General features: G+C 72.3%; 10 protein-coding genes. 7 read left to right on the top strand and 3 right to left on the bottom strand.

The annotated features are described in order from the left end of the window. The first annotated feature begins 196 nt into the window (after positions 1–196). Positions 197–814 (top strand): TetR/AcrR family transcriptional regulator, encoded by a 618-nt coding sequence (locus tag ABIA38_RS37110; RefSeq protein WP_424643376.1) that lies wholly within the window; start codon positions 197–199, stop codon positions 812–814. 102 nt (positions 815–916) lie between these two features. Then, positions 917–1,735 (top strand): DUF2127 domain-containing protein, encoded by an 819-nt coding sequence (locus ABIA38_RS37105; RefSeq protein ID WP_424643375.1) that lies wholly within the window; start codon positions 917–919, stop codon positions 1,733–1,735. Between the two features lie 117 nt (positions 1,736–1,852). Here the strand turns inward: ABIA38_RS37105 and ABIA38_RS37100 are convergent, their stop codons facing one another. Then, positions 1,853–2,782 (bottom strand): zinc-binding dehydrogenase, encoded by a 930-nt coding sequence (locus ABIA38_RS37100; protein WP_424643374.1) that lies wholly within the window; start codon positions 2,780–2,782, stop codon positions 1,853–1,855. 126 nt (positions 2,783–2,908) lie between these two features. Between ABIA38_RS37100 and ABIA38_RS37095 the strand changes: the two genes are divergently transcribed. The 4 genes from ABIA38_RS37095 (at position 2,909) to ABIA38_RS37080 (ending at position 9,996) form a co-directional block, all read left to right on the top strand. Then, on the top strand, positions 2,909–3,325 hold the full coding sequence (locus ABIA38_RS37095) for a winged helix-turn-helix transcriptional regulator (RefSeq protein ID WP_424643373.1): 417 nt from the start codon (positions 2,909–2,911) through the stop codon (positions 3,323–3,325). A 183-nt stretch (positions 3,326–3,508) separates the two neighbouring features. Next, positions 3,509–4,036 carry a sigma-70 family RNA polymerase sigma factor gene (locus ABIA38_RS37090; RefSeq protein ID WP_424643372.1) on the top strand — a complete coding sequence of 176 codons (528 nt, stop codon included), beginning with the start codon at positions 3,509–3,511 and terminating at the stop codon, positions 4,034–4,036. Then, complete coding sequence (locus ABIA38_RS37085; protein ID WP_424643371.1) at positions 4,033–5,163, top strand: hypothetical protein; 1,131 nt, start codon at positions 4,033–4,035, stop codon at positions 5,161–5,163. The genes ABIA38_RS37090 and ABIA38_RS37085 overlap by 4 nt, the downstream gene beginning before the upstream one ends. Before the next feature lie 132 nt (positions 5,164–5,295). Next, the gene (locus ABIA38_RS37080) at positions 5,296–9,996 is read left to right on the top strand and encodes an FtsK/SpoIIIE domain-containing protein (RefSeq protein WP_424643370.1); all 4,701 of its coding nucleotides are present in this window, start codon (positions 5,296–5,298) and stop codon (positions 9,994–9,996) included. Positions 9,997–10,078: 82 nt separating this feature from the next. Here ABIA38_RS37080 and ABIA38_RS37075 read toward each other — a convergent pair whose 3' ends face one another. Together ABIA38_RS37075 and ABIA38_RS37070 are read right to left on the bottom strand one after the other, a co-directional pair. Then, positions 10,079–10,378, bottom strand: coding sequence for a hypothetical protein (locus ABIA38_RS37075; RefSeq protein WP_424643369.1), 300 nt, complete (start codon positions 10,376–10,378; stop codon positions 10,079–10,081). A gap of 106 nt (positions 10,379–10,484) precedes the next feature. Next, complete coding sequence (locus tag ABIA38_RS37070; RefSeq protein ID WP_424643368.1) at positions 10,485–11,330, bottom strand: hypothetical protein; 846 nt, start codon at positions 11,328–11,330, stop codon at positions 10,485–10,487. Positions 11,331–11,533: 203 nt separating this feature from the next. On the opposite strand from ABIA38_RS37070, the gene ABIA38_RS37065 reads away from it, so the two are divergent. Further along, positions 11,534–19,462, top strand: coding sequence for a hypothetical protein (locus ABIA38_RS37065; protein WP_424643367.1), 7,929 nt, complete (start codon positions 11,534–11,536; stop codon positions 19,460–19,462). Positions 19,463–19,478 lie beyond the last annotated feature (16 nt).

Here is a 19,478-nt window from a genome sequence, read left to right as displayed (position 1 = left end):
CGCGACTTCCGGGACCGTCCCACCGGCAGGGCTCCGGCAAGGTTACTGAACGTTCGCTAAAGACATTCGACCCTCCGGGCCCATCGGTGTCAAGCATCGACGGCGCCGCGCACTCGGGTGCATGTTCGTCCCCGGACGGAGCACTTCGCCACACATGGCGCGGGTGCGTGGCGTTCGTCGGGCTAGGCTGACACCCGTGACCAGCGCACCAGTACGCGAACCGCGCCAGCATCGCAGTCGGGCCACGCGCCTCAAACTCCTGGACACCGCGGTCGAAGTGCTCGCCGAGGTGGGGTGGGTCGCCGGCACCGTGACCGTGGTGGCCGAACGCGCGGGCGTGTCCCGAGGTGCCGTGCAGCACCATTTCCCCACCCGCGAGGACCTGTTCACGGCCGCGATCGACCACATGGCCGGGGAACTGTTCGCCCGCACCCGGTTGGACAGCGCCCGGATCCCGCCCGGCCCCGAGCACACCGAGGCGGTGGTCGACGCGCTGGTGACGATGTTCCACAGCAAGCTCTACCGCGCCGCGCTCAGCCTGTGGTTGGCCGCCGTGGAGGACGACACACTGCGCGCCGAGGTCGATCCGGTGGATCACCGGATCAAGGCCGCGCTGTACGACATGGCGGTGGACCTGTTCGACGCCGACGTCGACCTGCCCGGGGTGCCGGGGGCGATGGCCGCGACCCTGGACATGGCCCGCGGGCTGGGCATCAGCGATCTGCTCGCCGAGGACGTGACCCGCCGGCGGGCGATCATCCGCCAGTGGGCGGCTTTTCTGGACACCGTCCTGGCCGGCAACGGCGCGCGGTGACGCGGGTCGCGCGCCGTCATTTCACGCTTCCATGACCAATCCTTGGTAGTAACCCGGTGAAATCCTGGACGTAGCAACACCCGCGAGCCGTAACTTCTCGGCGTGGACTGGAATCGACGGACCTGCGCTCGGCGCGGACATGAGACGTACGCCCCCGACGAACCCGCGTTGCGTGACCGGCTGCACGCGACCACGCCGGTCGGCGAGGCGTGGCGCTGCCTCCGCTGCGGCGACTATGTGCTCGGCGAGGTCAAGGGCCGCGGCCCGGCCGGCGACGCACCGACGGTAATGCGCGGTCGCGCGTTGCGCGACGTATTGATCCTGCGCTTCCTGTCCATCGAGCGGGCCGCGCGCGGCGTGCTGATCCTGCTGGTCGCATACGCGGTCTGGCGGTTCAGCAACTCGCAGGACTCGATGCGGCGGTTGTTCGAGGACGACCTGTCCGCGTTCAAGCCGGCGGCCGACCACTTCCACTACGACCTCGAACACTCGCCGATCGTGGACTCGATCCGCAAGACGTTCGACTACAAGCGCTCGACGCTGATCTGGGTCGCGATCGGGATGGTCGCCTACGCGATCATCGAGATCGTCGAGGCGGTCGGGTTGTGGCTGCTCAAGCGCTGGGCGGAATACCTGACGGTGGTCGCCACCGCGGCGTTCCTGCCGCTCGAGGGCTACGAAATGCGCGAGCACGTGAGCCCGTTCAAGGTGGTCACGCTCGCCCTGAACATCCTCGCGGTGGTCTACATCATCGTCGCCAAGCGCCTGTTCGGCGTCCGCGGCGGCGCGGAGGCATTCGAGCGCGAACGCCACAGCGAATCCCTGCTCGAAATCGACGAGGCCATCCACGCCGGCCCCCCACGCCAGCCCTGGGAGGAGCAGGTCCACGCCCCGCGGCCCCCGCACGCCCGCACCCCCTGACCCCCCACGCCACTCCGGGCGCCTCGCCGAACCGTCGGCCGAGGCGCCCGTTGCCTTTCCCGATCCGGGGCGGGCCCAGGGCGTGTCTCCAAGCCCCGACGAGCAACCCGACGCGCCCTACGGGACCAGCACCACTCGGCCGCGGAGTCCGCCCGCCTCCGCTCGGGCGAAGGCCCGGCCGGCGGCGGACAACGGGTGTGTTTCGGCGACTCGTAGGGTCAGCTCGCCCGTTGCGGCCAGTTCGGCGAGTTCGGCCAGTTGGGGGCCGTTCGCGCGGACCCAGACGTGTTGTACCCGGATGCCGCGCAGGCCGGGGGGCGCCGCGCCGGCGTTGACCGCCACGAAGTCGCCGCCGCCGCGGACCGCGTCCAGGGCGTCGGGGCCGAGCATCGCCGTGTCGAAGGCGGCATCCGCGCCGCCCGGGATCTCCTCGCGGATCCGGTCCGCCAGATCCGCGCCACGCGGTACGAACCACCGCGCGCCCAGGTCGCGAAGCAGCGCCTCGTCCGCTTCACCCGCGACGGCGGCCACCCGGACCCCCGCTGCCGCCGCGAGTTCGACCGCGTACGCCCCGACCGCCCCCGCCGCCCCGGTCACCACCAGCGTCGACCCCGCCGACAACCCCACCAGGTCCAGCCCCTGACGTGCCGTCAGCGCGTTCAGCGGGATCGTCGCCGCCGCGACCGGGTCCAGGCCGGCCGGCCGCGGCGCCACCGCGTCCGCGTCCAGGACCACGAACTCGGCCAGCGCACCGGTGCGTACGTCCAACCGGTCGCGCAGCCCGAGCACCGCGTCGCCGACCGCGAACCCGACGACCCCCGCGCCGACCCCGGCCACCTCGCCCGCGACGTCCCACCCCAGGCCGAACACCTCGCGGGCGCCCACCAGTCCGAACCGCACCGGCCCACCGCCGGCCACCAGCAGATCCACCGGATTCACCGTCGCCGCCGCGACCCGGATCCGCAGTTGCCCCGGCCCCGGCTCGCGGTCGGCCGCGGTCACCACCTCGATCACCGACGACCCCGCTCGGGCGATCACCGCACGCATGACACCACTCCCACACTTTCGTATCCGCAGGCCGGCGCTCCGGCCCCTCGACCGCCAACCTACGAAGAGTTACTCTCTCTTGGTAAGTACGTACCCCGGAGTGTGTATCGGACCCGAAGGAGAGCCATGGCAACTCGCACCGCGGCCGAACGCCGTACCCAGGCCCGCACCGCGTTCGACGCGTACATGGCCGACTGCCCGGCCCGCCGGCTGCTCGACGGCCTGAGCGACAAATGGGTCAGCCTGCTCGTCAACGCGCTGGCCGACGGTCCGCAGCGCTACAGCGACCTGTCCCGCCGGGTCGCCGGGGTGAGCCAGAAGATGCTCACCCAGACCCTGCGCACCCTCGAACGCGACGGCCTGGTCACCCGCACGGTCACCCCGTCCGTCCCGGTCCGCGTCGACTACGCGCTGACCCCGCTGGGGGAAAGCCTGTTGCCGCTGATGCGCGCCATCAAGTCCTGGGCCGAGGAGCACATCCCCGAGGTGGACCGAGCGCGCGAGCGCTACGACGACGCCCGCCGCGAACCCGCCGCTGGCTGAACCGAACCGTCTTTGCGGATTCACCACTTCGTCGCCACGGCCCGGGACAGGTGCTGACACCGCAGGGCCGCCAGATGATCGCCGACTGTTCATATTCCGTCCCGCCCCGGGTATTTCCGGCTCCTTATCGTGATCTTGACCGGTGGAAATGACACCGGCCAACTTTCCGAGGAGCAGTGTTTCGTGTCGCCTGGCCGGGAGACCCCCGAATGCGAACGGCGGATCGACCTGCTGATGGCGGAGAGCGCGCCGCTGCGCAGATACGTGAGCGGGATCCTGGGCACGGATCTGCACACCGTCGAAGACGTGGTCCAGGAAACCCTGTTGCGGGCCTGGGAAGCGGCGGATCGGCTCGACTGGGACGGCCGGCCGATCCGGATGTGGTTGTTCCGGGTGGCCCGCAACCTGGCCGTGGACGCCCGACGGCGCAACCGCTCACTGCCGGTGGGCATCGATCCGAGCGAGTTCGTCGGCCTGCCGACGGTGCCCGATCCGGCGGCCACGGTGGTGGATCGTTGTGTACTGGTGGGCGCGTTGCGCGCGCTCGCCCCGCCGCACCGCGAGGCACTCGCCCAGGTGCATCTGCTCGACCGCAGCGGCGCGGACGTCGCGCGCGCCCTGGGAATACCGCGCGGGACGGTCAAGTCCCGTACCTACCACGGGATCGCGGCGATCCGGCGCGAGCCGGCCGCGATCGAGGAGAACGGATGACCGGCTCCGAGGACCTCGCCATGCGGGTCGCCGGACACGATGTGATGACCCTGCTCGGCTATACGGGGATCCTGATCCTCGTCTTCGCCCTGGCGCACTGGGCCGCGATGCGGCGTGGCGGTTGGCGGTTCGTCCGTCGTCGGTTGCGACGTGAACTGGCCTTGACGGTGGCTGCGTTCGCCGAGCCGGTGGCGGCGTTCGCGCGGTTTCGGCGACGCCGCCGGTTGCTGGTCCGGGCCTTGCGCGAGCCGAGCACCTGGACCGACGCCGAGCAGGCCGCGCTGCTCGCGGCGCAGGTGTCGGCGAGCGCGCGGCCGTACGGCGTGCTCGTCGAGCGGGACGTGGTGGGCGTGTTGGTCGGCTGCGGCCCGGATCTGCCCACCCCGGCCGAGCCCTGGGCCGTGGACGAGGCGGATCCGCGGTTGTGGTGGATCGCCCGGGCCGATCTGGAGCCCGGTTCGGGGCCGGCACCGCTCCTGGTGGCGATCGGCACGAAGCACGAAGCGGTCGTATTTCTCGACCTGTTGACCGGTCCGCGAGTGCTGGCGGTGTCCGGCGAGCGGCGTGGCGCGCGGGCCACGGTGCAGGCGTTGGCCGCCCAACTCGACGCCAGGTTGCCGGCCGGCGCGGTCACCGTCGCGGCGGGCGTGCATCCGCGCTATGCCGGTCCGCCGGCGGGCGAGGCATTCGCGCGGGCCGGCACCGCCGCCGCGACCCGCCGCTACCCGCAGGTCGTGGCCTGTGCGGACACCCCCGAAGTCCCGGCCGCCTCCCCCGTGTCGGTGCTGACGCTCGGTCAACCACGGGGCCATGCCCGGCTCTTGGCGGTGTCGCCGACCGGTGCGCTGCTCGTGCACGGCACGCCGCTGCGCGTGGACGCCCGCCCCCTCCCGCGCGCGGTCGCCGCGACGGTCTGGCAACTCCCGCCCTGGCCCACCGAGGACGCGCAACTGCCGACGCAGGCCCCGGCCGCCGCGGACCCGGACCTCGACCCGGCCCCGACCCGGCCCACCGCCGCGGCAGCACCGACGCCGGCCCCGGTCCCGGTCCCGGTCCCGGTCCCGCACGACGACCTCACCGAGCCCGCCGACACCGACAAGCCGAGCGGCATCTCCATCGACGCGTAACCCACCACGCCACAACGCCGGACGAGCCGCCCCACGGCCCGCCCGGCGTTTGCCGAACTCCCGCCCGGGGCCGCCCGGTTGGCCCCCGGCTCGGCGCGCCCCACCGTCCCCCACCCCCAGGAGCACGACAACGTGAGACTCACCGTCACCACCGTGGACGCCGAGGACGGCCTACGCCGGGACCACCTCGTGGACCTCCCGCCCGGGAGCACCGTGGCCGACCTCGCGACCGCCGTGCGCCGCCCGGTCGCGCCCGGCACCGGCCCCGAAGCCGCGCCGGTCGCCGAGTTGACCGCGTTCCTGGACGGCGAGGCGCCCGCGACCGGGCAGACCCTGTACGCCGGTGCCACCCCGCTCGACCCGCAGGCCCCGCTGACCGTGTCCGGGATTCGCGAGGCCACCGTGCTCGGCCTGGGCGCGCCGCCCGCCGAACCGGATCTGGTCCGCGCCCCCCGACACCCGTTCGACCCGCAGACCCTGGTCCAGGTACACGCCGTGTCCGGCCCGTACACCGGCCGGGTCTGGCCGCTGGGCCCGGGCAGTCACGAGATCGGCGCCGACCCGGGCTGCGCGATCCGACTGCCGGTGTCCGGTGTACCGGCCCGCGGCCTGTGGGTGACGGTCAACCCCGACGGCTCGGCCTACTGGCACCGCACCGTCCCCGACGACGGCACGGTGCACGGCCGTGAGGTCGCCCCGCCGCCCACCGACGCGATCACCGCCGCCGCGGCCCTCCCACGCAAGCACGAGGAGCGGGTTCTCGAGGACGAGCGCGAGGCGGACCGCAGGGTCGAACGGGAAAGCGCGAAGATCACCAGAAACGCCAGAAACGCCAGGAACGCCGGAAGCACCGAGAACGCTCCACCGCAGCAACCGGTTTTGCGCACTCCCGCACCCCCCGGCACCGCGTGGCCGCACGACGCCGACCTCGTCGTGGGCCCCCTGCTGCTCCGCCTGTCGCACCCCGTCGAGCCCGACGCCGACGTCACTCCCTCCGAGGACGGCATCGGCCTGGACTACAACCGCCCGCCGCGGATCGCCCCGCATCTGGACGCGGAGAAGATGCGGCTGCCCTCGCCGCCGGTCGAGCCGTCCCGGTTGCCGTTCCCGCTCCTGGTGATGATCGCCCCGCTGGTGATGGGCCTGGCGATGGTCGGCTTCTTCAAGTCGTACTTCTATCTGATCTTCTGCATCATGAGCCCGTTCATGGCCATCGCGAACTGGATCTCCGGCCGTCGCGGCAATCGGGTCAAGCACATGCTCGACGGCGTCCAGTACCGCCGCCGGTTGCGCGTCCTGCACGCCGACATTCGCACCGCGGTCCGCCGCGAGCGCATCGTCCGCGCCCGGGTCGGCCCCGACCCGGCCGCCGTCGCGCTGATCGCCACCGGCCCGGGCGCCCGGTTGTGGGAACGCCGCCGGCGCGACCCGGACCACCTGGTGTTGCGGATCGGCACGGTGGACCAGCCGTCGGTCAAGGAGGTCGAGGACCCGGCCCGGGACGAGCACCACCGCACCGCGCGCTGGACCCTGCCGGACACCCCGATCGGCATCGAGATCGCCGATCACGGCGTGCTCGGCGTGGCCGGTCCGCCCGAGCCGATCCAGGCCCTGGCCCGCTGGCTGGTGCTCCAGTCCGCCGTCCTGCACAGCCCGCGTGATCTGCGCGTCGTGGTGCTGACCCGACCCGACCGGGTGGCCGACTGGGCCTGGGTGCGCTGGTTGCCGCATCTGCGCCCGCAGTCCCGCTCGGCCGCGCCGGTCGCACTGCTCGGCACCGACCCCGAGTCCACCGCCAACCGCATCTCCGAACTGGTCGCGCAGATCCAGAGCCGGCAGCGCAGCCTGGGCTCGTCGATGGGCCAGGCCATGTTCAGCGGCCCGGACATCCTGGTGATCGCCGACGGCGCCCGGCAGTTGCGCGAGGTGCCCGGGATGATCCAGGTGCTCACCGACGGCCCGGCCACCCGGGTGTTCAGCATATGTCTGGACGAACGCGAGCGGCTCCTGCCCGAGGAGTGCACCGCCGTCGTACTTGCCGCCGGCCGCCATCTGACGGTGCGCCAGACCGGCCTGCCCGACGTCACCGACGTACGTGCCGACCATGTGGACGCGCCCTGGTGCGAACAGGTGGCCCGCGCCCTGGCCCCGCTGCGCGACGTCAGCCCCGAACACGACAGCGGCCTGCCGCAGACCGTCAAGCTGCTCGGCCTGCTCGACGCCGAACCGCCGAAGGCCGAGCAGTTCCTGGCCCGTTGGGCCCGCCGCCCGGCCTCGACCAGCTTCACCCTGGGCACCGGGTACGACGGCCCGCTGCGCATCGACCTGGTCCGCGACGGTCCGCACGGCCTGATCGCGGGCACCACCGGGTCCGGCAAGTCCGAACTGCTGCAGAGCTTCGTCGCGGCGCTCGCGGTGGCCAACCGCCCGGACGAGCTGACCTTCGTACTGGTCGACTACAAGGGCGGCAGCGCGTTCAGCGAGTGCGCCGAACTCCCGCACACCCTCGGCATGGTCACCGACCTGGACGAACACCTCGCCACCCGGGCGCTCGACTCGCTCGGCGCGGAACTGCGGCGCCGCGAACACCTGTTGGCCGGGGTCGGGGCCAAGGACCACCCCGAATACCGGGGCAAGCGGGCCGCCGATCCGAGCCTTGCCCCGCTGCCCCGACTGATCCTGGTGATCGACGAGTTCGCCACCCTGGTCCGCGAAGTCCCGGACTTCGTGGCGGGGTTGATCAACATCGCGCAGCGCGGCCGATCGCTCGGGATCCATCTGGTGCTGGCCACCCAGCGCCCGGCCGGCGTGGTCACCGGCGACATCCGGGCCAACACCAACCTGCGGATCGCCCTGCGGGTGACCGACAGCGGCGAGAGCCAGGACATCATCGACACCGCCGAGGCCGTACACATCTCGGCGAGCACCCCGGGCCGCGCGCTGATCCGTACCGGTCCGAACGCCGCCGTACCGTTCCAGGCCGCCTGGGTCGGCGCCGAACGCCCCATCCCCGGCGGCGTCAAGGCCGGCCCGACCCGCACCGTGCGGGCCACCGAACTGACCCTGACCGGCCTGGGCCGACCCGCGTCGCTCCCGGTGGTCGAGGACGGCCCGGACACCGTGGACGCGCCCAACCCGACCGATCTCAACGCGCTGGTCGACGCGCTGCGCGAGGCGGCCGAGGCGCTCCCGGACTACACCCGCCAACCCAGCCCATGGCTGCCCGCGCTCGCCGAACGGGTGCGACTGGACGACCTGCCACCCGTCGACCGGCCCGACCCGGCCCCGCACGAGACCTCCCCACCGCTGATCCCCTACGCCCTGGAGGACGTCCCGCAGCTCCAGGAGCAGCGGGTGACCACGGTCGACCTGGCCACGTTCGGCCACCTGTACATCATCGGCTCACCGCGCTCGGGCCGCACCCAGGTGTTGCGCACCATCGCCGGTGCCGCGGCGGCGCACACGAGTTCGGCCGATGTACACCTGTACGGGATCGACGCGGGCGGCGGCGGCCTGGCCGCCCTGGAGGCGCTGCCGCACTGTGGCGCGGTGGTCTCGCGGCACGACCCGGAACGCCTCGGCCGGCTGCTCGGCCGCCTGGTCCGCGAGCTGACCGAACGTCAGGAGCGGTGCAGCATGCACAACGCGGCCGGTCTGGTGGAGTTGCGCAGGGTGCTCCCGGCGGCCGAGCGGCCCGCGCACATCATCGTCCTGCTCGACGGCTGGGACGCGCTGGTCGGACTGCTCGACGAGCACGACGGCGGCCGGCTCGTGGACGACGTGATGCGCCTGCTGCGCGAGGGCGCGGCGGCCGGGATCCATCTCGTGGCCACCTCCGAACGAGCGCTGCTCAGCGGCCGGTTGGCCGCGCACAACGACCACAAGCTGCTGCTGCGCCAAGCCGACCGGACCGACTACCAGATGGTCGGCATGCCGCTGCGCAAGGTGCCCGCGGTGATCCCGCCCGGGCGCGGGTGGCATGTACTGTCCCAGACCGAGACGCAGATCGCGCTGCTCGCGGCGGATCCCAGCGGGCAGGAACAGGCCGAGGCGCTGCGCCGGATCGGCGCCGAGGCGGCCCGTCGCGATACCGGGGTGACGCGCGGCCGACAGCCCGTGCGCATCCCGACCCTGCCACGCGTCGTGGAGTTCGCCGCGGCCTACGAGCAGGTGCCGGCCGAACTACGGCGCCCGATGTGGGGATTGCTCGGCATCGGCGGGGACAGCGCGGAGCCGGTCGGGGTGGATTTCGCGGCCAGGTCGGTGTTCTGCGTGATCGGCCCCTCGGGCACCGGGCGCAGCACCACGCTCGCCTCGCTCGCCGTGTCGCTGCTCGCCGGCGGCACATCGCTGGTCGTACTCTCCCCGCGCGAATCGCCGCTGCGCGCCCTGGCGCAACATCCCCAGGCCCGGCTGTTGACCGACGAGGACCCCTCGGCCGAGGAGGTCGAGCGCACCTTGGACGAGTTGTCCGGGCCGCGGGTGGTGGTGGTCGACGACGGCGATCTGCTCGGGATGCCCGCGTGCGACCGGGTGTTGCGGGATCTGGCGATCGCCGGTCGGGACCGCGGCCAGGGGCTGCTGTACGCGGGTTCCTACGACGCCTTCCAGGTGGCGATGGGCAGTTGGCTCAGCGCGGCGCGGCGCGGCAGTCGGCACGGGATCCTGCTCGCGCCGAAGAACATGCAGGAGGGCGACATGGTCGGCATCCGGCTGCCGGCCAGCGTGGTGCGGGCGGCGCCGCCGGCTCCCGGGCGCGGCTGGACGGCGGGTCCGGGCGGGGTGCCGATGCAGGTACAGGTCCCGTTGACGGTGTTGCGTCCGGCCCAGTAGGGGACCGAATCACCGTACGCGGCACACGAGTTCGGGCCGCCTCCCCGGTTGGGGAGGCGGCCCGAACGGCGTTGCGGCGCGGTCAGTTCTTCTTCAGGTTCTTCGCCATCTCGACGTCCATGTCGTGCATCTGGACCCGGATCTTGGCGAACATGTCGGAGAAGATCTGGATGCCGTCGATGGCCGCGGTCAGGCTGGTGTCGAACTTCGCGTACGCGTCGCGCATGGCCGGGCTCGACTCCTTGAAGACCATGCCGTTGTCCAGGAGGCCGTTCACGTCGGTGAGCAGGGTCTTGATCATCGGCGTGATCGTCTCCCGCGCCTTGGTGAGCTTGCCGGCCACCTCGTCGATCCGGGCGAAGTCGAGGGCAATGTCGGCCATGGGTTCCTCCAGGGAAGCTCGGGCCCGCCGCGGGGGTGCGGCGGAACCACATCGGGTGCTGCGGGGGTTCGGGATGTAACCGGCGGAACGTGAAACGGGGTGGGGCTCACTCGAGGCGCGGGTTGTGCCCGCCGCCACCACCGCCGCCGCCGCCCGGGGGAGCGGGCTTCTCCGGCGGTGGGGGCGTGGTGTCCACCCACTCGTGTTTGCCGTCGGTCCGCGTGTAGGTGTGTGTCTTGCCCTCGGAGTCGACCACCTTCTGCGTGCCGCCGCCCTCCTTGTTCAGGTGCGTCTCGGTGGTGGTCACGCTGCCGTCGGCGGCGGTGGACACGGTGGTGTAGTTCAACCGGTCCGAGTCGTAGGTGGTCACCGACGTGTAGGTCTGGCCGTTGGAGGTGACCTTGGTCTCCTCCTTGATCACATTGCCGTTCGCGTCCAGGGTCAGGTGGGTCTCGATCCGGCCGCCGTTGGGCGTGGTGATCACCTGGTCGAGGGGCGGTTTGTCGCCGGGGTCGGTGGCCTTGCAGAACTCCGGGTAGGTGCCGTCCGGGCCGGGCGTGGCGCATTCGGAGAGGTGCTCCTGCTTGTACTTCCAGGCGCTGACCTTGTTGCGCCACTCCTCCAGGCCCATCGTCGCGCCCATCACGCCCATGCCCTCGGTGATCTGCGCGTCGGCGTTGAAGTAGGCGTCGCCGACCTTGCCGAAGCAGTCGCCGAGCTTCTTGAGCAGGTCCTCGGCGCGGGTCATCGGGCCCGCGGACAGCCGGTACAGGCTGCGGAACGCACTGGTCAGCGTCGGGTCGCCGAACACCGCCTGGGCGTCGGTGTAGCCGCCCTTGCCGAGGGTCGCGAAGTCGCTGGACTTGAGCGTCGGCGAGATGCGATCGGCCAGGTCGTACAGATCCTTCTTGGCCTCGCTCAGCGTGCTGTAGTCCAGCGCGAAGTCGACCACGCCCACTCCCGTCGGCCACCGCGGACCCGCCCACCGGACCCGTCGCCGTGACCACGCCGGGGGCGGTCACGCGGTTCATCGACACCTGCCGAGCAAAATCCGGCCCGGCCGGCGCTCGAGGCCACCCGATCCGATGAACCATCCGCCCCGCCCGAGCGTGGTCCGGGCGAAGTCCGGCGAGAACGGCGAGGAGACGACGGGTCATGGGCAATCGCCCCACCGACTGGAACACGATCGGCCTGAGCACCGATCCGACCCCGGGTGACCCCGTCCGGCTACGCGCGCTGGTCGACTCGATGGACAGCCTGGGGCGCGTCGCCCGGGAGATCGACGACGCGCTCAGGTCGGTCCTGGACAAGACCGGCCACGGCGCCTTCGTCGGGCAGACCGCCGACGCGCTGCGCGACAAGATCAGCGGCCCGCTGCGCGAGTTCGTGCAGAGCATCGCGGACGCGTTCGAGAACTCGGCCAAGTCGATGCGTACTTACGTCGACATGATGGAGACCCAGCAGCGGATCGCCGACACCGCGCTGACCAACGGCCGAGGACTGACCGCCGAGGATCCGCACCGCGCCGAATTCGCCTCGACCGCGCGCAACGCGGGTACGGCGCAGCGCACCCAGGCGGAGACCACCGCGAAGGTGGTCAATACCGCGGCGGCCGGGATCAAGCAGCCGGTGAGCAACTGCGACCTGTTCTGGGAGGCGTTCAACTGGCTGGCGATCATCCTGATCCTGCCCGCGCTGCTCCTGGGCGGCCCGCTCGCGCTCCTCGCGATCGGAATCAACCTGGTCCTGTTCGTCAAGACCGCGGTGGACGTCGCGCAGGGCAAGGCCGGGCTGCTCGACCTGTTCCTGGCCGGCCTGGGCATGATCGCGCCCACCACCAAGGGCCTCAATCTGCTCAAACTGTTCAAGGACGGCGCGAAGTTCCTCTGGGGCGGCCTCAAGAAGTTCGGCGAGAACGCGCTCAAGTTCCTCAAGGGCACGTTCAACGCGGGCGCGTTCCGCTCTTTCGCGTTCATCCCGGGGATGAAGGACTTCGCCCGGCTCGCGGGCAACTGGATCAAGGTCGGCGCCCTGTGGGTGGGCGGCGCCGCGCTCAAGTTTCCGTCCTGGGCCGGTGCCACGCTGCGCGCGGGCGGCCTCGCGGTGGTCAACGGCTTCAAGGCGATGCCCGCGCTGTTCCGCGGCCTGCCCGGCCTGGTCAAGGGCTGGGCGGGCAGCGCCTGGAAGTTCACCAAGGCCGAACTCGGCGGCACCAAGTGGCTGCGGCTGATCCTGCCGGTGGACGCGGCCGAGATCAGCCGGTTCGGGCTCAAGCGGGCGTTGCAGATCGGCTTCTACGAGCGCGGCGTGCTCGGCAGGTTCCGCTACGGCGCACCGCTGGCGGCCGCGGGTGGGCGCGGCCTGAGCCACATCCCGCACCCGCCGTCGCTGCACGTGAACGCGCTGACCGACATGCCGATGGCCGATCTGTCCCGGATCCGCATCGGCGAGTGGGCGGGCGCGGGCCCGGGCGGGGTACATCTGGATCACCTGGCGCCGCCGATCAATCTGACCGTGACCTCGCCGGCCGGGTTGCACATCCCCACCTCGTTCGGCGAGGTGATGCACTTCGCGCCGGACGCGGTACGCCGGATGGACGCGCTGTTGGACCTCGGCCAGCGCGAGATGAAGCTGATGCAGATCGGCGACTGGGCCAAGCTGCCGTCGCCGGCCCTGGCCGGCCGGGCGGACCACCTGACCGGGGCCGGCTCGATCGGCCAACTCCTGCCCACCAACGCACCGGCGACCGGGCTGCACGGACTGCCGACCACCACCACGCTGCCGTCCGTCACCCACACCCCGAGCCTGACCTCGCTGTCCGCGCTCGACCTGGTGCAGAACGGGGTCACCCACCGGCCGAACACCCCGTCGTCCCTGCTCACCGGCGGCGGCCCGGGCGGCGGTACCGGCCTGGGGCACCTGACCGGGCCCGCCCCGACCAACCACGGCCTGACCGCGCCGACCCTGCCCACCTCGGGCCTGACCAACCACGGCCTGACCGGCCCGGGCCTGCCCGCCTCCGGGCTCACCAACCACGGCGTCACCGCGCCCGGCCTGCCCGCCGCCGGCTCGACCGCCGCCCCGCATGTGCCGCTCCGGCCGACCGAGTTCGGCGCGCCGTCGAACCTGCACGCGCCGACCCCGGCGGCCCTCGCGGGCGGCCCGGCGCCGACGGCGCTCGTCCCGGACCACGCGGGGAACGCGCTGAACCTGCTGGACCACGGCCGAGGCACGCCGCTGCGGCTGCCCGAGTCGCCGACCAACGCCGGTGCGCTGCCGCCGGTCCCGCCGCCGCACGGCCCGGGTGGCGGCGCCGAGTTGCGCCCCGGCACACAGGCCGGCAACCCGCTCGCGGTCGCGCCGACCCCGCCGCCGGCCGGTGCGGGGCTGGTCGGGCCGGGCAACCGGCTCACCCCGACCCAGATCGAACAGTTGTGGCAGCGGGATTCGAACCGGGTCGCCGCACTGTTCGGCACCGCCGAGGATCCGCTGCGGGCCGGCCGCATCGAGGCGTGGCGCGACCTGGCCTCGGCGCGCAACGAACTGGGCCGGGCGCAGCAGGTGTTGCACGATCTGGAAATCCGCCCGGGCGGGCCGTCCAAGCCGTCCCTGTTCGAGCGGGACGCCAGACTCGCCGTGGACCACGCCTCGACCAAGGTGGAGAACGCGCTCACCCGGCTTGACCAACTCGGCGTGGATCCGGCCCGGATCGACCGAGGGATCGCCCAGATCCAGGCGCAGAGCCTGGTGGAGCGCCCGAGGCTGATCGGCGGCAGCACACACGGCACGAACGGGCTGCCCGGCACGCCGATCACCCCGATCGCACCGGTCGCGCTGGTCGAGCACGTCACCACCGCGCCGATCCCCGACGTCACCGTGCACGCCGCCCCTGGCACCACCGGTCTCGACGGCCTGACCGTCCGCAGCACGCTGACCGATACCGGACACCGGCAGCACGTGGTGTTGCGCGCGGACGGCACGCCGCACCCGACGCTGACCGTGGAGCCGCGCGGCCACCAGGGTTTCGACCTGCGCCACCCCGACGGCAGTACGCACGGGTTCGGTCCGGACGGCCAACTCCTGGAGTCCTACGTCCCGTTGCCCGGCCAGTCGGCCGGCCTGACGGTGCTGACGGAGTATCACGGGAGCGGTTCGCCGACCCACACCCTGCTGGACGCGCACGCCGCGCCGATCGCCGACCGCACCTTCACCCGGCTCGACGACGGCTACCGGATCACCGACCCGGCGACCGGCCGCTCCATCCGCTACGACGGCAACGGGAACATCGTCGAGCAGGGCATCGCGCTCCGCGGCACGGGCGAGCCCCACTTCATCGTCGACCGGGACACCGGCCCCACCCTGACCGACGTACACGGCAACCCGGTCACCGGGGTCGATGTGCACATCGTGCGCGGCGGCTACCGGGTCACCGAACCGGGCAGCGGCCAGACCACCCGCTATCGGGGCACCGGAGCCATCGCCGAACACGGCGTCGCCCTCGGCGGACCCGGCCTACCGCTAGTCGTCGTACACAGCGATGTCCGGCCCCCACTCCTGACCAACACCCACGGCAAGCCGATCACCGACCGCACCCTCACCACCCTCGACCACGGCTACCGGGTCACCGACCCCGCCACCGGGCACTCGATCCGCTACGCCGGCAACGGCGCCGTGGTCGAACACGGGCTCGCGCTGGGCGGGTCCGGCGAGGCGCACTTCGTGGTCACCCGGGACACCGTGCCGACCCTGACCGACGCACACGGCGCCCCGGTCGCCGGTGTCGACGTCACCGCGGTCAACGGCGGCGGCTACCGGGTCACCGAGCCGATCAGTGGCGAGTCCACCCGCTACCGGGGCAACGGCACCATCGCGGAACACGGCATCGCCCTCGGCGGCCCGGGCGAGGGGCACTTCGTCGTGCACCGCGACGGCCGCCCCCCGGTGCTGACCGACGTGCACGGCAAGCCGATCACCGACCGCACCCTCACCACCCTCGACCACGGCTTCCGGGTCACCGACCCGGCCGGCGGCCACTCCCTCCGCTACGCGGGCAACGGCGCCCTGGTCGAGCGCGGCCTGGCGCTGCACGAACTCGGCGAGGCCCGCTTCATCGTCGCCGGCGACACGGGGCACCTCGTCACCGACGTACACGGCGTCCCCGTCGCCGGCGTCGAGGTCACCGTCGTGCACGGCGGCGGCTACCGGATCACCGAGCCGATCACCGGCCACAGCACCCGCTACACCGCCGCCGGCTGGGTGGCCGAACACGGCGTCGCGCTCGGCGGCCCGGGCGAGGCCCGCTTCCTGGTCGGCGAGGGCGCCCACCGCAACCTCACCGACGTGCACGGCAATCCGGTCGGCGACCACACGCTGACCACGGTCGAAAACGGCTTCCGGGTCACCGATCCCGCCTCCGGCCACTCGGTCCGCTACGACACCACCACCGGCACCTTCGAACACGGCACGCTGCTCGGCGGCGCGGGCGAGCCGCACTTCGTCGTCGGCGGCGACGCCGGCCACATCCTCACCGACCTACACGGCACCCCCGTCGCCGGCGTCGAGGTGAGCGCCGTGGCCGGCGGCGGCTACCGGGTCACCGAACCGGTCGGCGGCCACAGCACCCGCTACCTCGCCGACGGCTCGATCGCCGAACACGGCCTCGCCCTCGGCGGCCCCGGCGAGGCCCGCTTCGTGGTCGGCACCGGCGCCGATCGTACGCTCACCGACATCAACGGCATCCGGGTCACCGACCGCGAACTGACCACCGTCGAAAACGGCTTCCGGGTCACCGACCCCGCCTCCGGCCACTCGGTCCGCTACGACGCCGGCACCGGCGCCGTCGAACACGGCACCGTGCTCGGCGGTTCGGCGCGGACCCGGTTCCTGGAGGGCGGCGTGCTCACCGACGTGCACGGCACCCCGATCCCCAACCACACGGTCACCCCGATCCTGGCCGCGGACGGTGCGCACACCGGCCACCGGGTCGAGGTCGTACACCCGAACACCCCGCGCCACGGCGAGTTCCACGAGTACCGCCCGAACGGAACGCTCACCCGCGAAGGGTTCAACGTGCTCGACGACGGTCGGCGCACCCCGCATCAGTACGTCGTCGACCACACCACCCGGACGCCGACCTGGCGGCAGGAGTTCCACCCCGACTCCCCCGGCACCGCGTTCACCCGCAACGGCTTCCAGCACGGCACGGCGGACGTACACGGCGCCGGCAACGGGCGGCTGCAACTCAAGTCGGCCACGCCGGGCAGGGTGGTCGTCTTCGAGCGGCGCCTGCTGCCCGGCGGGCACACCCTCGACGCGTTCCGGCGCACCGACCTCAGCGGCTTCGGCGCGTTCAGCCACCGCACCAAGTGGGTCGAGTGGGGTGTGGACGGTGCCCCGGTCGGCAGCGGTTCGCGCCGGTTCGACACCTCCGGCTTCGCCTGGACGGACGTCGACGCGCACTTCACCCCGGTGCGCGAATTCCGGGACTCGCTACAGAAGTTCGACGGCCGGGCCGGTCACACGCTGGGCGTCAAGGGCACCGACGGGTGGACCTGGCATCGCTACGACGACACGGGCCACGAGCTGGCCGGCGGTCCGCGTACCCCGCACCGCGACGGCGGTTGGACCGACCGGCACGGGCCCACGGCCGGTGGGCAGGCCGGGGAGTTGGTCCAGAAGCAGTGGGGGCCGATGCACCGGACCGATCACGCCCGGCACTACCTCGAACACCCGCTGGACAACGCCGGTCTCCGGCGGCCGGCCTGGGACGAGCAGTCACCGCAGGGCAAGGAGACCGGCAAGCACGAGGTGCGGCCGGACGGTTCGACGTTCACCACGAACCGGATCTCCGAGCAGCGTCCCCCGCAGTGGGCCCGCAAGTGGCTGAGCGACCACCGGGTCGAACCCACCGGCGCGCACTCCTTCCTCTCCTCGGATACCCGCTACCAGGTGTTCACCTGGCAGAAGTCGGTCCTGGACGCGGACGGCAACCTGGTCCCGCACAGCGGCGGCATCCGTTTCGTCGGCGACGACGGCGGTTTCGTCGACATCCTGGCCGACGGCGGTTTCGCCCGCGCGCAGAGCAAGTTGCACAGCGGTTCGACGCTCAAGGTCGGCGACTCGGTGACACCGCACGCGTCCGCCCCGGCGGGGTCGACCCCGTGGAGCGAGGGCAATGTCATCGGCTACCGCGCGCACACTCCCGACGGCCCGGGCGGGGCGATCTGGCAGGACCGGCGCCCGGTGCTCGGCGCCGACGGCACCACCCGGTGGGAGGTGGTGCGCGAGGGCTTCCCGAACGGCAACGTCCGTGAGTACGCCCACCCCCAGCCCGCGCATCCGGGCCCGAACGGCGAGCTGATCGCCAACCCGAACAGCGCCTGGGTCGAACGCGACGCGCACGGCTACCTCACCGGCCGCCGGGACACCTGGACATCCGGCCAAGATCCGGCGGCGACGATCATCGCGACCGGCCCCTCGTCCGCGAAGACCTGGCAGTGGGAGCGGGTCGACGCGGCCGGCGAGGTCCAGGAGTCCGGGAAGCGTGTGCTCTTCCGCAGCTCCGACGACCCCAGGCTGCCGTTCGACGACTCCTTCCGCGACTTCGACCGGGCCGGCGACCTGGTCCGCGAGCGACGCATGCTCGACGACGGCCGCTACGTCGACTCCTGGAAGGTGCCCGGCACCGACACCTGGACGTGGCAGAAGTACGACCGGGCGGGCCAGATCATGCCGCATCCGGGCGCCGGCACGCGCGAGCGGCTCTGGTGGAACCCGAGGGAGAACCACGGCGCCGGCGCCTGGCAGGCCAACCCGGTGGACGGGAAGAACCTGCTCTTCCGCGACCGGTTCGTGCCCGCGACCGGCGAGGCGGTGGTGGTCCGCGAGACGCCGCCGCACATCGGCGACGCGGCACCCGCCCGGGTACGCGAGTACGGGACCGACGCCACCGGGCCCAACTCCCTTACCTGGAAGGAGTTCGACCACGGCAGCACGGTGCGCACCCGGGCCCGCACCCCCGAGGGGCACTACCTGGAGACGGACGCGTGGCGCGGCCAGTGGCGGCAGTACGACGCGGACGGCCGACTGGTGGCCCGGCGCACCGACGGCGGCGCGGTGATCACCACCGATTCGCTCGGCCGCTGGCGGGTGATCGGCAGCGAGTACGACTTCCGCGGCCAGGTGACCGAGATGCGCGGCTGGGTGCGGCGGATCCGCGAGGGACAGCGGATGCCGTGGACCGGCAGCATGACCGGGATCGACGCCACGCAGTTCCGCTCGGCGCTGACCGGACTGCCCGGCATCCCGACCACCGGCGCGATCCACCTGTCCGAGGCCGCCTACCAGAGCTACGGCACATCGGTCCTGGCCAAGAAGCTCGCGGTGGAGTTCGCCCAGGAGTTCGCCATCGAGTTCACCGCGAACATCATCGTCGCCGACATCAACGCCAGGGCCCAGGGCAAGAGCCTGTCCGACACCGACTGGGGCAAGGCCGCGCTGAACGCGGCCGTCGGCGGGGTGATCAAGGGCGGCGTGGGCGCCTTCGTGCACGAGAACAAGTACGACGGGTTCCGCCGACTCGGCAACTACAAGAGCGGCTACGGCAACATCGACGGCGGCAAGCACTGGAATCGCCGGCCGAACAACCACGACAAGACGTGGGCCAACGAGTGGGCCGGCAACGAGACGGCGATCCGCTGGCGCAGCGGCACCTACGACTTCGGCTACAGCGCGGGCGTGGGCCTGCTGGCCGGTCTGGTCAACGGCAGCATCAACGCGAGCGTGTTCGGGGTCAAGGGCGCCGACGGCCTCACCCACAAGCTCTCCGGCTGGGCGGCGCTCGGGGACGGTGCGATCGCGTCGTTGTCCGGGGTGATCAGCACCGGCAGTGTGTCACTGGCCCGAATCGGCTTCCTCAGCGGCGCGGGCGGCCGGTTCTTCCACCGCCAGGGGGCCGCCGAGTTCCTGCTCAACATCGGCTTCAAGATCGGCGAAAAACTCTTCAACGGCTGGCTGTTGCCCAAGGTGCGGGCCGGTATCGACCCGTTCTGGTACAGCGGCGGCGGCAGCGGCACCGGCAGGTAAGGATGCGTAGCACACA

Source organism: Embleya sp. AB8, assembly GCF_049739465.1.
In the GTDB taxonomy this organism is placed as follows: domain Bacteria; phylum Actinomycetota; class Actinomycetes; order Streptomycetales; family Streptomycetaceae; genus Embleya.
Note: the sequence above shows the minus strand (reverse complement) of the source record. Positions and strands in the feature narration are given on the sequence as shown.

Excerpts from the sequence above, each read along its gene's own strand:
- ABIA38_RS37085 (WP_424643371.1), top strand. The coding sequence starts at position 4,033 with ATGACCGGCTCCGAGGACCTCGCCATGCGGGTCGCCGGACACGATGTG.
- ABIA38_RS37095 (WP_424643373.1), top strand. The coding sequence starts at position 2,909 with ATGGCAACTCGCACCGCGGCCGAACGCCGTACCCAGGCCCGCACCGCG.
- ABIA38_RS37075 (WP_424643369.1), bottom strand. The coding sequence starts at position 10,378 with ATGGCCGACATTGCCCTCGACTTCGCCCGGATCGACGAGGTGGCCGGC.
- ABIA38_RS37065 (WP_424643367.1), top strand. The coding sequence starts at position 11,534 with ATGGGCAATCGCCCCACCGACTGGAACACGATCGGCCTGAGCACCGAT.
- ABIA38_RS37100 (WP_424643374.1), bottom strand. The coding sequence starts at position 2,782 with ATGCGTGCGGTGATCGCCCGAGCGGGGTCGTCGGTGATCGAGGTGGTG.